This is a genomic window from Streptomyces tateyamensis, assembly GCF_003205575.1.
Classification (GTDB): Bacteria; Actinomycetota; Actinomycetes; order Streptomycetales; family Streptomycetaceae; genus Kitasatospora; species Kitasatospora tateyamensis.
The window spans coordinates 53,914-67,868 of the sequence record NZ_PYBW01000053.1 but is presented as its reverse complement, the minus strand read 5'-3'; the positions used below and the strand labels follow the sequence as shown (position 1 = coordinate 67,868).

Below are 13,955 nucleotides of genomic sequence, written 5' to 3'. Positions count from 1 at the left end.
TTCCGCGGCACGCCTGCGGCCGGGAACGCCTCAGGGCGGCCACCCACGAAGGGTGGCCGCCCTGCGGCGTTCTACCGGGTCGGACTTCAGCCGGTGTACGGGCCGTAGTCGTAGTCGTCCAGCGGGACCGCCTGGCCGGAGCCGGCGCCGAAGGGCGACAGGTCGTAGTCGTCGTAGCCGACGGCCGAGTACATCGCGGCCTTGGCCTCCTCGGTCGGCTCGACCCGGATGTTGCGGTAGCGGGGCAGACCCGTACCGGCCGGGATGAGCTTACCGAGGATGACGTTCTCCTTGAGGCCCAGCAGCGGGTCCGACTTGGCGTGGATCGCCGCGTCGGTGAGCACCCGGGTCGTCTCCTGGAAGGAGGCGGCCGACAGCCAGGACTCGGTGGCCAGCGAGGCCTTGGTGATACCCATCAGCTGCGGACGGCCGGAGGCGGGGTGACCGCCCTCGGAGACCACGCGACGGTTCTCGGTCTCGAAGCGACCGCGCTCGACGAGCTCGCCCGGGAGCAGCTCGGCGTCACCCGACTCGATGATCGTCACGCGGCGGAGCATCTGCCGGATGATGATCTCGATGTGCTTGTCGTGGATCGACACGCCCTGCGAGTTGTAGACCTTCTGGACCTCGGCGACCAGGTGGACCTGGACGGCACGCTGGCCCATGATCCGCAGCACGTCGTGCGGGTTGGTGGCACCCATGGTCAGCTTCTGGCCGACCTCGACCTGCTCGCCCTCGCTCACCAGGAGCTTGACGCGCTTGGAGACGGGGTACGCGACCTCGTCCGAGCCGTCGTCCGGGGTGATGACGATCTTGCGGGTCTTCTCGGTGTCCTCGATCCGGGCCCGGCCGGCGGCCTCCGAGATCGGGGCCACACCCTTGGGGGTACGGGCCTCGAAGAGCTCGACGACACGGGGCAGGCCCTGGGTGATGTCGTCACCGGCCACACCACCGGTGTGGAAGGTACGCATCGTCAGCTGGGTGCCGGGCTCACCGATGGACTGGGCGGCGATGATGCCGACCGCCTCACCGATGTCGACCAGCTTGCCGGTGGCCAGCGAGCGGCCGTAGCAGAAGGCACAGGTGCCGACGGCCGACTCACAGGTCAGGATCGAGCGGGTCTTGACCTCGCCGATGCCCAGGCGGATCAGCTCGTCGATCAGCACGTCACCGAGGTCGGTGTTGGCGGTGGCGATGAGCCGGCCGTCCACCGTGATGTCCTCGGCCAGCATGCGGGCGTAGACGCTGGTCTCGACGTCCTCCGCCTTGCGCAGCACGCCGTCCTCGCCGACCTGGCCGATCGACAGGCGCAGACCGCGCTCGGTGCCGCAGTCCTCCTCGCGGATGATCACGTCCTGCGAGACGTCCACCAGACGACGGGTCAGGTAACCCGAGTCGGCGGTACGCAGCGCGGTGTCGGCCAGACCCTTACGGGCACCGTGGGTGGAGATGAAGTACTCCAGCACCGACAGGCCCTCACGGAACGAGGCCTTGATCGGACGCGGGATGGTCTCGTTCTTCGCGTTCGACACCAGACCACGCATACCGGCGATCTGACGCATCTGCATCATGTTTCCGCGAGCACCCGAGTCCACCATCATGAAGATGGGGTTGGTCTTCGGGAAGTTCGCGTTCATCGCCTCGGCGACCTCGTTGGTCGCCTTGGTCCAGATGTTGACGAGCTCCTGCTTGCGCTCGTCGTTGGTCATCAGACCGCGCTCGTAGTTCTTCTGGACCTTCTCGGCCTGCGCCTCGTAGCCCTCGAGGATCTGCGGCTTGCTCGGCGGCACCACGACGTCGGAGATCGAGACGGTGACGCCGGACCGGGTCGACCAGTGGAAGCCGGCCGCCTTCAGGTTGTCCAGGGTCGCCGCCACGGTGACCTTGGGGTACCGCTCGGCCAGGTCGTTGACGATCGCGGAGAGCTGCTTCTTGCCCACCTCGTAGTCGACGAACGGGTAGTCCTCGGGCAGCAGCTCGTTGAAGAGCGCGCGGCCCAGGGTGGTGGTGAGCCGGAACGACTCGCCCTCGGTCCAGGCCGGCTGGCCGTCGCCGAACTCCTCGTCCACCGGCGGGGTCCAGCCGCGCGGCGGGACGGTGCCGATCGGCAGGCGCAGGTGGATCGGGGCCTGGACGTCCAGCTCGCGGGCGTCGAAGGCCATGATCGCCTCGGCGGTCGAGGAGAAGGAGCGGCCGGCGCCCTTCACCTCCTCGCGGTCCGAGGTCAGGAAGAACAGACCGAGCACCATGTCCTGGGTCGGCATGGTCACCGGGCGACCGTCGGCCGGCTTCAGGATGTTGTTCGAGGACAGCATCAGGATGCGGGCCTCGGCCTGGGCCTCCGCGCTCAGCGGCAGGTGGACGGCCATCTGGTCACCGTCGAAGTCCGCGTTGAACGCGGTGCAGACGAGCGGGTGGATCTGGATGGCCTTGCCCTCGACCAGCTGCGGCTCGAAGGCCTGGATGCCCAGGCGGTGCAGGGTGGGCGCACGGTTCAGCAGCACCGGGTGCTCGGCGATGACCTCTTCGAGGACGTCCCACACCACCGGGCGGGCGCGCTCGACCATGCGCTTGGCCGACTTGATGTTCTGCGCGTGGTTCAGGTCGACCAGGCGCTTCATCACGAACGGCTTGAAGAGCTCCAGCGCCATCGCCTTGGGCAGACCGCACTGGTGCAGCTTGAGCTGCGGGCCGACGACGATGACCGAACGGGCCGAGTAGTCGACGCGCTTGCCGAGCAGGTTCTGCCGGAAACGACCCTGCTTGCCCTTCAGCATGTCGCTGAGGGACTTCAGCGGGCGGTTGCCCGGGCCGGTGACCGGACGACCACGACGACCGTTGTCGAAGAGGGCGTCGACGGCCTCCTGGAGCATCCGCTTCTCGTTGTTCACGATGATCTCGGGCGCGCCGAGGTCGAGAAGCCGCTTCAGGCGGTTGTTGCGGTTGATCACGCGGCGGTACAGGTCGTTCAGGTCGGAGGTGGCGAACCGGCCACCGTCCAGCTGGACCATCGGACGCAGGTCCGGCGGGATCACCGGGACGCAGTCCAGCACCATGCCGTTGGGCTTGTTGGTGGTCTGCAGGAAGGCGGAGACGACCTTGAGGCGCTTGAGCGCACGGGTCTTCTTCTGGCCCTTGCCGGTGCGGATGATCTCGCGCAGCCGCTCCGACTCCTCGGCCAGGTCGAAGCTCTCCAGCCGGTCCTTGAGCGCGGCGGCGCCCATCGAACCGGAGAAGTAGGTGCCGAACCGGTCGCGCAGCTCGCGGTAGAGCAGCTCGTCGCCCTCGAGGTCCTGGACCTTGAGGTTCTTGAAGCGGGCCCACACCTCGTCGAGACGGTCGATCTCGCGCTGCGCGCGGTCGCGCAGCTGCTTCATCTCGCGCTCGGCGCCCTCGCGCACCTTGCGGCGCACGTCCGCCTTGGCGCCCTCGGCCTCCAGCTCGGCCAGGTCGGTCTCGGCCTTCTTGGCACGGGCCTCGAGGTCGGCGTCGCGGCGGTTCTCGATCTGCTGGCGCTCGACCGAGACGTGCGCCTCCAGGGACGGCAGGTCGCGCTGGCGGCGCTCGTCGTCCACCCAGGTGATCATGTAGGCGGCGAAGTAGATGACCTTCTCGAGGTCCTTCGGCGCCAGGTCGAGCAGGTAGCCCAGGCGGGACGGGACACCCTTGAAGTACCAGATGTGGGTGACCGGGGCGGCCAGCTCGATGTGGCCCATCCGCTCACGGCGCACCTTGGCGCGGGTCACCTCGACGCCGCAGCGCTCGCAGATGATGCCCTTGAAGCGGACGCGCTTGTACTTACCGCAGTAGCACTCCCAGTCCCGGGTGGGACCGAAGATCTTCTCGCAGAAAAGGCCGTCCTTTTCCGGCTTCAGCGTGCGGTAGTTGATGGTCTCCGGCTTCTTGACCTCGCCGTGCGACCACTGGCGGATGTCGTCAGCCGTGGCCAGGCCGATGCGGAGCTCGTCGAAGAAGTTGACGTCAAGCACTGGTCGTCAAGCCCTCTTTCGTGAATCGAGAGTCTTTTTGTGGTCTGAGGGGGCCTGGGGGCGGGCCGGCCTGACCTCCGTCAGGCCGGCCCTACCTCCGTCAGACCTCTTCGACGCTGCTCGGCTCGCGCCGGGACAGGTCAATGCCGAGCTCCTCGGCGGCGCGGAACACGTCCTCGTCGGAGTCGCGGAGCTCGATGTTGGAGCCGTCCGAGGACAGCACCTCCACGTTGAGGCAGAGCGACTGCATCTCCTTGATGAGCACCTTGAAGGACTCGGGAATGCCGGGCTCGGGGATGTTCTCGCCCTTGACGATCGCCTCGTAGACCTTCACGCGGCCCAGGACGTCGTCGGACTTGATGGTGAGCAGCTCCTGCAGCGCGTAGGCCGCGCCGTACGCCTCAAGGGCCCACACCTCCATCTCACCGAAGCGCTGACCACCGAACTGCGCCTTACCACCCAGCGGCTGCTGGGTGATCATCGAGTACGGACCGGTCGACCGGGCGTGCAGCTTGTCGTCGACCAGGTGGTGCAGCTTGAGGATGTACATGTAGCCGACCGAGACCGGCATCGGGAACGGCTCGCCGGAGCGGCCGTCGTACAGCCGGGCCTTGCCGGTGGAGTTCACCAGGCGCTCACCGTCACGGGTGAGGGTGGTGTGGTCCAGCAGGCCGGTGATCTCGTCCTCGCGGGCGCCGTCGAAGACCGGGGTGGCCAGGTTGGTGCCGCCCTCGACCTTGTCGGCGCCGATCACCTGCAGGCGGCGGGCCCACTCCTCGCTCAGCCCGGAGACGTCCCAGCCCTGCTTGGCGAGCCACCCGAGGTGGATCTCCAGGACCTGTCCCGGGTTCATTCGGGACGGGACACCCAGCGGGTTGAGGATGATGTCGACCGGGGTGCCGTCCTCGAGGAACGGCATGTCCTCGACCGGGAGGATCTTGGAGATGACACCCTTGTTGCCGTGGCGGCCGGCCAGCTTGTCACCGTTGGTGATCTTGCGCTTCTGGGCCACGTAGACCCGGACCAGCTGGTTGACGCCGGGCGGGAGCTCGTCGCCCTCCTCGCGGTCGAACACCCGGACGCCGATGACCTTGCCGGACTCACCGTGCGGCACCTTCAGCGAGGTGTCGCGGACCTCACGGGCCTTCTCACCGAAGATGGCGCGCAGCAGGCGCTCCTCCGGGGTCAGCTCGGTCTCACCCTTCGGGGTGACCTTGCCGACCAGGATGTCGCCGGTGACGACGTCCGCACCGATCCGGATGATGCCGCGCTCGTCGAGGTCGGCGAGGACCTCCTCGGAGACGTTCGGGATGTCCCGGGTGATCTCCTCGGGGCCCAGCTTGGTGTCACGGGCGTCGACCTCGTGCTCCTCGATGTGGATCGAGGAGAGGACGTCGTCCTGCACGAGGCGCTGCGACAGGATGATCGCGTCCTCGTAGTTGTGGCCCTCCCAGGACATGAAGGCGACGAGCAGGTTCTTGCCCAGCGCCATCTCGCCCTCGTCGGTGCACGGGCCGTCGGCCAGCACCTGGCCGGCCTCGACCCGCACGCCCTCGTCCACGAGCACCTTCTGGTTGAAGGCGGTGCCCTGGTTGGAGCGGGTGAACTTGGCGGCGCGGTACGTGTTGTACGTGCCGTCGTCGTTGGCCACGGTGACGTAGTCGGCCGAGACCTCCTGCACCACACCGGCCTTCTCGGCGGTGATGACGTCCGCGGCGTCGACGGCGCAGCGGTACTCCATGCCGGTGCCGACCACGGGCGCCTCGCTGCGCAGCAGCGGGACGGCCTGGCGCATCATGTTCGAGCCCATCAGCGCGCGGTTGGCGTCGTCGTGCTCGAGGAAGGGGATCATGGCGGTCGCGACCGACACCATCTGGCGCGGCGAGACGTCCATGTAGTCGATCTCGGTGCCGGGGATGTAGTCGATCTCCCCGCCACGGCGACGGACCAGGACGCGCGGCTCGGCGAAGTGCAGGTCATCGGTCAGCGGCGCGTTGGCCTGCGCGATGACGTAGCGGTCCTCCTCGTCAGCGGTCAGGTAGTCCACCTGCTCGGTGACGATGCCGTCGACGACCTTGCGGTACGGGGTCTCGATGAAGCCGAAGGCGTTCACCCGGCCGTACGAGGCCAGCGACCCGATCAGACCGATGTTCGGGCCTTCGGGGGTCTCGATCGGACACATGCGCCCGTAGTGCGAGGGGTGCACGTCACGGACCTCGAAGCCGGCCCGCTCGCGGGACAGACCACCGGGGCCCAGCGCGGACAGACGGCGCTTGTGGGTCAGGCCCGACAGCGGGTTCGTCTGGTCCATGAACTGGGACAGCTGGCTGGTGCCGAAGAACTCCTTGATGGAGGCGACGACCGGCCGGATGTTGATCAGGGTCTGCGGCGTGATCGCCTCGACGTCCTGGGTGGTCATGCGCTCGCGCACGACGCGCTCCATACGGGCGAGACCCGTACGGACCTGGTTCTGGATCAGCTCGCCGACGTTGCGCAGGCGGCGGTTGCCGAAGTGGTCGATGTCGTCGACCTCGACCACGATGTCGCGGCCCTCGTCGTCACGCCACTCGGTCTCGCCCGCGTGCAGCTTCACCAGGTACTTGATCGCACCGATGATGTCGGGCTCGGTGAGCACGCCGGAGTCCAGCGACTCGGCGTTGCCCAGCTTGCGGTTGACCTTGTAGCGGCCGACCTTCGCCAGGTCGTAGCGCTTCGGGTTGAAGTAGAGGTTCTCGAGCAGGGTCTGCGCGGCCTCACGGGTCGGCGGCTCCCCCGGACGCAGCTTGCGGTAGATGTCGAGCAGCGCGTCGTCCTGGCCCTGGGTGTGGTCCTTCTCCAGGGTGGCGCGCATCGACTCGTACTCACCGAACTCCTCGAGGATCATCTCGCTGGTCCAGCCGAGAGCCTTGAGCAGGACGGTGACCGACTGCTTGCGCTTGCGGTCGATGCGGACACCGACCATGTCGCGCTTGTCGATCTCCATCTCCAGCCAGGCACCACGCGAGGGGATGACCTTGCAGGAGAAGATGTCCTTGTCGGACACCTTGTCCAGAGTGGAGTCGAAGTAGACGCCCGGGGAGCGGACCAGCTGAGAGACCACGACACGCTCGGTGCCGTTGATCACGAAGGTGCCCTTGTGGGTCATGAGCGGGAAATCGCCCATGAAGACCGTCTGAGACTTGATCTCACCGGTCTCGTTGTTGGTGAACTCGGCCGTGACGAAGAGCGGGGCCGCGTACGTGAAGTCGCGGTCCTTGCACTCGTCAATGGAGTTCTTCGGCGGCTCGAAACGGTGGTCGCGGAAGGTCAGAGACATCGACCCACTGAAGTCCTCGATCGGGGAGATCTCCTCGAAGATCTCCTCCAGACCGGACTTGGTGGGGACGTCCAGACCAGACTCCAGCGCCTCCTCGACCCGGGACTTCCAGGCCGCGTTGCCGAGCAGCCAGTCAAAGCTCTCGGTCTGCAGGGCCAGGAGGTTCGGTACCTCGAGGGGCTCCTTGATCTTCGCGAACGAGACGCGGAGCGGGGCGGTGGATGCGGCGGAATTGTTCGAGGCGTTGCGCGGCGCGGCCAAGAGGGGGGTCCTTCCGAGGGCTCGGAGCTCACTACGCGCGTACCGGCCGGGCCTTGCCGAGGGAAGTTATCCCAGGTCAGGGCAGCGCAGACTCCGGGCGACGAGTCACGGAGCAGCTAACAGGCAGCGCAAAGGGACAGTGTAGCCAAACGCCACACTGCTGTCCAGTCCTGATTCGGAGACCGAATCGGACACTCCCTCCGTCATGTACTGCTAGTACTGCTGGCGCCGCTCTCGCACGGCCCTGGGGGCCGTGTGTACTACTGCGGTGCCTCACCTCGCTGAGGAGGCCGGCACCGCGACTCACGTGGAGTCATTTCCCGCCGCGACCCCTGGTTATGCATCCGGGAGCCACCCAAACTAACGGCCGACCGCCCTCGGGGTGTCGGCGCGCGCCTTGAGAATCGCGCGCCTGCCGCAGTTCGTCAAGGCCCGCCCGGAGGGCGGACCTCGCACTGTTCATCGCCGGGGAGCCCCTCGGCGTTACAGCAGTGATCACCCTACTCGCCGCCGCTGACAGTCCGGTGAACCCCGAGCGGCCTGTTCCGGACAAACAGAAAGGCCGGGCCGGCCACCCCGTGCGGGGTGGCCGGCCCGGCCCGCAGAACTCCTTGCGGAGCTCCGGACTACTTCAGGACGACCTTGGCGCCAGCGCCCTCGAGGGCAGCCTTCGCCTTCTCGGCGGTCTCCTTGTTGACCTTCTCGAGGACGACCGCGCCAGCGGTGTCCACCAGGTCCTTGGCCTCCTTGAGGCCGAGCGAGGTCAGCGAGCGGACCTCCTTGATGACCTGGATCTTCTTGTCGCCGGCGCCCTCGAGAACGACGTCGAACTCGTCCTTCTCCTCCTCGACCTCGGCGGCCGGGCCGGCAGCGGCGATGCCGGCAACGGCGACCGGGGCGGCGGCGGTGACGTCGAACTTCTCCTCGAACGCCTTAACGAACTCGGAGATCTCGATGAGGGTCATCTCAGCGAAGACCTCGAGCAGCTCGTCCTGGGACAGCTTCGCCATGATGGCGTCCTTCCACTAAATCGGCAGGTGGTGCCGGATGTACGGGGTTGGCGGGCACGTCGCCCGCGGCGAGGGGCTCGCGGCGGAACTACTCCGCAGCGGCGTCCTCGGCGGGAGCCGGCGTACCGGCACCGCCCTGCTCGGCCTTCTTCTCGCGAAGCGCGTCCACGGTGCGGACGAGCTTGGAGGGCAGGGCCTGGAAGAGCGCGGCAGCCTGGGAGGGCTTGGCCTTCAGGGCACCCGCCAGCTTGGCGAGCAGCACCTCGCGGGACTCGAGGTCCGCGAGCTTCTTGATCTCGTCGGCAGACAGCGCCTTACCGTCGAGCACGCCGCCCTTGATGATCAGGGCGGGGTTCTCCTTGGCGAAGTCACGCAGAGCCTTCGCCGACTCCACCGGGTCACCGGTGACGAAGGCAACAGCCGTCGGACCGGTGAACTGGTCGTCGAGCTGCGTGATCCCGGCCTCGTTGGCCGCGATCTTGGTCAGCGTGTTCTTCACCACGGCGTACTGGGCGTTGTCACCCAGCGAGCGACGCAGCGTCTTGACCTGCTTCACCGTGAGACCGCGGTACTCGGTCAGCACGGCCGCGTTGGAGGAGCGGAACTTGTCCGCGATCTCCGCGACGGCATCAGCCTTGTCAGGCCTGGCCATGGGCTTACGCCTCCTTCCGTGATGTCGAGGTCGGCCGACCAGGGACAGTCGACCTACGGTGCCACCGACCCCCGGAAGGAACCCGCGCGGGAACGAGAAGAGCCCCGGTGCGCAGGCGCACGGGGCTCGAAAGGACCTCGACGAACGCATGCCATGGGCGTGCGAACGGAAGTCCAAGCTCCAACTGCTCCTGCGCGGGCTGCCTGCGTGAGACGCAGAACCTTCGGATCGGCCACGCCCGGGGGCGAGGCACGAACAACCAGCGGTCTTTGGCAGCCATCAGCCTACGGTCAAGGGGGCGGGAACACCAAATCGGGTGATCCCGGCCCGGGGCCTAGCCGCCCGAGGTGTCCCGGGTGTCGCTCTCGGCCGGGGCCAGCACCGCGAGCTGGCCGCCCCAGTCGCTGTAGATGACCAGCTGGTCCAGCCGGCCCGCGGTGCCGGCGCCCGACCGGTGCAGCTGGACCAGCTGGTCCTTGTCGTTCAGCCACAGGTCCAGGGTCAGCGTGGTCAGCCCGCCCGAACCGAGCGCGGCGGTCAGCTGCTCGCGCCGGTCCGCGGTGAGCAGGTTCTGCTGGGCCGCGACGTAGCCGGCCACGGTGAGGGTCGCGGTGTAGTGCTCGACCGGCCCCGCCCCCAGGTTCTCCGGGCCGACCAGCTTCAGGTCCGTGGCCGCGGCGGCCGCGGTGACCGCCTGCAGCGGGTTGAGCTGGTCCACCAGCGAGGCGTACGGGGTCTCCTTGCGGCCGTCCGGGCCGGTCACCTCGGCCGTCTTCTCCCAGTGCTTGCCACCGAGGCGGGCGGCCGTGGCCGCGTCCCCGCCGCGGTAGCAGACGGTGTCCATCACGATCAGCTGGTCGGTGGCGCCCGGCGTGGTCCTGGCCAGCTTCATGATCGTCCGCGGGGCCCAGAAGAGCACCCCGTCCGCGCTGTCGCTGGTCCCGTCCGGGGTGTCGAAGCGGTAGGTCAGCTGGGCCCGCCGGGCGGTCTGCAGCGCCTGCTCGGCGGCCAGCATGACGCCCTGCGGCGAGCGGTCGGTCGACTTGGCCGAGGGGCTGGGCGAGCTGCCCGCGGCGGTCGGCGAGGGCCGACCGGCACCGGCCGGCCCGTCGCCGCCCGAGCCGCAGCCCGCCAGGGTGGCCAGCAGCACGGCAGCGGCCAGCACCGCACCGGCCGGTCGCCACCGCGCCATGCTGCCCGCCTCCCGTAGTCCGTCGGTCGCTTCAGGGTGCCATGCGTCCCGTGGCCGGCACCCGGCAGGGCAGGTCAGCTGCCGCCGAGCAGCTTGGCCGCGTCCGCCGCGCTGCCCAGGTCACTGGCGGGCGGGGCGGTGACGTTCACCGCGGTGCCGAGGTCGGTGTACTTGACGGTCTCCGGGGTGGCGGAGCTGTCCGAGCCGACCTCCTTCTCCTGGAGCAGCTGGCGCTTGTCGTTGAGCCAGAAGTCGGTGGTGATCGAGTCCCCGTCCGACTTGAGCGAGTCCTGCGCCGCGGTGCGCTGGTCGGCGGTCAGGTCGGGCATGCTCTGCAGCAGCGTCGCCACCGGCATGGTGCTCTGGTAGTGCTGGGCCTGGACGCCGTCCAGGGTCTCGGCGCCGACCTTCTTCAGGGTGCCGGCCTGGGCCGCGGCAGCCAGCTGGGCGGCCGGGTTGACCATCAGCTCCAGCGTCTTGAAGCTGGCGGCCACCTGGCCGCCGGGGCCGGAGGCGGGCAGCTTGACCCAGTGCTTGCCGCCGAGCAGGACCGCCTCGGTGTCCGAGGCGCCGAGGTAGACGGTGTCGTCCACCAGCCGGACCTTCAGCGGCTTGCCGCTGGACTGCTCGGCGAAGTCCAGCCGGGGCTTGCCGGACCAGCCGTACACGCCGCTGCCGGTGCTGCCGTCCGTCGAGCTGAGCGCGATCTTGGCGCTGCCGGCCTTCTGCATCACCGCGGCGGCGAGGGTCAGCTCGGTCTTCGGCGCTCCGCCCGGCAGCCCCACCGACCCGGCGCCCGCGGCGCCGGTCGCGGCGCTGCTGGAGGGCGCCTTGGCGGCGCTGCTGCCGCAGGCCGCCAGGCCCGCCACGAGAAGCGCGGCGGTGACGGCGGTGGTGGTGATGCGGGTGATCCGCATGGTGCTCCCCAAGGTCTTGTGACAATCAGAGCGGACTCTAGCCGAGACCTGGGACTCCCCCGCCACCGGTTTCGGTTCCGGCGCCGCTCATGACGAAGGCCCGCACCCCGTACGGGGTGCGGGCCTTGACAGTCAGTCGGACCAGGTCGCTCAGAGAGCGGCCGGGTCCTCCTCGACCAGGAGGTTGCGGGTGCGGTTCGGGTCCACCTGGACACCGGGGCCCATGGTGGTGGAGACCGCGGTCTTCTTGATGTAGCGGCCCTTGGCGGCGGACGGCTTGGCCCGCAGGACCTCGTCCAGCGCCGCGGCGTAGTTCTCGACCAGCTGCTCGTCGGTGAAGGAGGCCTTACCGATGATGAAGTGCAGGTTCGAGTGCTTGTCGACGCGGAACTCGATCTTGCCGCCCTTGATCTCGTTCACGGCCTTGGCCACGTCCGGGGTCACGGTGCCGGTCTTCGGGTTCGGCATCAGGCCACGGGGACCGAGCACGCGGCCCAGGCGGCCGACCTTGCCCATGAGGTCCGGGGTGGCGACGACGGCGTCGAAGTCCAGGCGACCCTTGGCCACCTCGTCGATGAGCTCGTCGGAGCCGACGATGTCGGCGCCCGCAGCACGCGCGGCCTCGGCACGGTCACCGGTCGCGAAGACCAGGACCCGGGCGGTCTTACCGGTGCCGTGCGGAAGGATCACGGTGCTGCGGACCATCTGGTCGGCCTTGCGCGGGTCGACACCCAGACGCATGGCGACCTCGACGGTCGAGTCGAACTTGGTGGTGGCGGTCTCCCGGGCGAGGCGGATGGCCTCGAGCGGGGCGTACAGGCGGTCGCGGTCGACCTTGAGGTCCGCGGCCTTGAGGGCCTTGCTGCGCTTCACTGCTGCTCCTGAGTTGGTGGAGTCGTGGTGCGGGCCGCGCGGGGCCCTCCCACTGGTGGACGAAAGGGTCTCAGCCCTCGATCGTGATGCCCATGGACCGGGCGGTGCCCGCGATGATCTTCTCCGCGGCGTCCAGGTCGTTGGCGTTCAGGTCGGGCATCTTGGTGGTGGCGATCTCGCGCACCTGGGCCGAGGTCAGCTTGGCGACCTTGGTCTTGTGCGGAGTGCCGGAGCCCTTGTCCACGCCCGCGGCCTTGAGGATCAGCTTCGCGGCCGGCGGGGTCTTGGTGATGAAGGTGAAGGAGCGGTCCTCGTAGACCGTGATCTCCACCGGCACGACCATGCCGCGCTGCGACTCGGTCGCGGCGTTGTAGGCCTTGCAGAATTCCATGATGTTGACGCCGTGCTGACCCAGCGCGGGGCCGACCGGCGGGGCCGGGTTGGCCGCACCGGCGTTGATCTGGAGCTTGATAAGCCCCGTGACCTTCTTCTTCTTGGGAGGCATGTCTCTCCGGGTCCTTCCTTCGATGGACGCGTGCACGGCTCCGGGGCGACACCCGGATATGCGTGCACACAGCGGACCAGGCTAACGCGGATGCGCCGCCCGGCCAAAACGTGATCGGGGGCGGGGCCGCCGGGCCCCGCCCCCGAGAGTCTCTGACGAGGTCAGTTCTTCTGGATCTGGTCGAAGGAGAGCTCGACCGGGGTCTCCCGGCCGAAGATCTCCACCAGGCCCTTGACCTTCTTGGAGTCGGGGTTGATCTCGTTGATCGTCGCCTGCAGGGTGGCGAACGGACCGTCGGTGACGGTGACCGAGTCGCCGACCTCGAAGTCGAGGACCTGGATCTCGCTCGGCTTGACCGGGGAGGGCTTGCCGGCCTCCTTGGCCGCGGCGCGCTCCACGTCGGGGGCGAGCATCTTGACGACCTCGTCCAGGGTCAGCGGGTACGGGTCGTAGGCGTTGCCGACGAAGCCGGTGACGCCCGGGGTGTTGCGCACCACGTTCCACGACTCGGGAGTCAGGTCGAGGCGGACCAGCACGTAACCGGGGAGCTTGTTCTGCCGGATGGTCTTGCGGTCGCCGTTCTTGATCTGGACGACCTCCTCCTGCGGCACCTCGGCCTGGAAGATGTACTCCTCGACGTTGAGCGAGACGGCACGCTGCTCGAGGTTCTGCTTCACCCGGTTCTCGTAGCCGGCGTAGGTGTGGATGACGTACCACTCGCCCGGCATGAAGCGCAGCTCCTCGCGGAACTTGGCGACCGGGTCGACGTCCTCCTCCTCGACCTCGGCCTCCTCGACCTCGGCACCGGACTCGTCGAAGGCCTCGCCCGCAGCGGCCTCGGCGTCGCCCACCTCGTGCAGCGCGGCCTCCTCGGCGGGCTCGCCGGCCTCGGCCTCGTCGGCCGCCGCTACCTCGTCCTCGTCGCTGTCCACCGCGTCGGTGATCTGCTCGGCGTCCGCGGGGAAGTCCTCGGCGGCACCGGCAGCCTCAGCCGCATCCAGCTCGGCGCCATCCGCCTCGCGGACGGTCTCGTCGGCGTCGTACAGGGGGGACTCAGACACGGTGGCTGCTTCTTTCCTGGAGAGGTGGAGATGGGTACGGCTGGTGGGCAAGCCTCAACAGTACCGACTCCACGGTAGCTGGCTTGTCCCGTCTGCGCCGACAGCTCGACCCGGGCGGTCCCCGTGTGGTGCTGCGGTGGGGTCCGTCCCGGGTCGGGAGGTGGTGCGGGGGCTGTCCG

The 13,955-nt window shown here is 68.5% G+C and carries 9 protein-coding genes; all 9 read right to left on the bottom strand.

The genetic code is table 11. The annotated features are described in order from the left end of the window. Positions 1-86: 86 nt before the first annotated feature. The 9 genes from C7C46_RS16915 to nusG all read right to left on the bottom strand — a co-directional run bounded on the left by C7C46_RS16915 (position 87) and on the right by nusG (position 13,776). The gene (locus tag C7C46_RS16915) at positions 87-3,989 is read right to left on the bottom strand and encodes a DNA-directed RNA polymerase subunit beta' (protein ID WP_110670501.1); all 3,903 of its coding nucleotides are present in this window, start codon (positions 3,987-3,989) and stop codon (positions 87-89) included. 100 nt (positions 3,990-4,089) lie between these two features. After that, a complete protein-coding gene (gene rpoB, locus C7C46_RS16910; RefSeq protein WP_110670499.1) occupies positions 4,090-7,566 on the bottom strand; it encodes a DNA-directed RNA polymerase subunit beta in 3,477 nt (1,158 codons plus the stop codon). A gap of 626 nt (positions 7,567-8,192) precedes the next feature. Then, positions 8,193-8,576 carry a 50S ribosomal protein L7/L12 gene (gene rplL, locus C7C46_RS16900; protein ID WP_110670496.1) on the bottom strand — a complete coding sequence of 128 codons (384 nt, stop codon included), beginning with the start codon at positions 8,574-8,576 and terminating at the stop codon, positions 8,193-8,195. Between the two features lie 88 nt (positions 8,577-8,664). Then, entirely contained in the window at positions 8,665-9,228 is a 564-nt protein-coding gene (gene rplJ / locus C7C46_RS16895; protein WP_110670495.1) for a 50S ribosomal protein L10, read from the bottom strand. A 334-nt stretch (positions 9,229-9,562) separates the two neighbouring features. After that, positions 9,563-10,420, bottom strand: a complete 858-nt coding sequence (locus tag C7C46_RS16890; RefSeq protein WP_110670493.1) for an SCO4651 family lipoprotein — start codon at positions 10,418-10,420, stop codon at positions 9,563-9,565. A gap of 74 nt (positions 10,421-10,494) precedes the next feature. Beyond that, positions 10,495-11,337: an SCO4651 family lipoprotein gene (locus tag C7C46_RS16885; RefSeq protein WP_110670491.1), complete on the bottom strand. Its 843-nt coding sequence runs from the start codon at positions 11,335-11,337 to the stop codon at positions 10,495-10,497. Positions 11,338-11,487: 150 nt separating this feature from the next. After that, positions 11,488-12,210, bottom strand: coding sequence for a 50S ribosomal protein L1 (rplA, locus tag C7C46_RS16880; RefSeq protein ID WP_110670489.1), 723 nt, complete (start codon positions 12,208-12,210; stop codon positions 11,488-11,490). Between the two features lie 70 nt (positions 12,211-12,280). After that, complete coding sequence (gene rplK, locus C7C46_RS16875) at positions 12,281-12,715, bottom strand: 50S ribosomal protein L11 (RefSeq protein WP_110670487.1); 435 nt, start codon at positions 12,713-12,715, stop codon at positions 12,281-12,283. Between the two features lie 161 nt (positions 12,716-12,876). Next, entirely contained in the window at positions 12,877-13,776 is a 900-nt protein-coding gene (gene nusG, locus C7C46_RS16870; RefSeq protein ID WP_181442393.1) for a transcription termination/antitermination protein NusG, read from the bottom strand. Between the last annotated feature and the right edge of the window lie 179 nt (positions 13,777-13,955).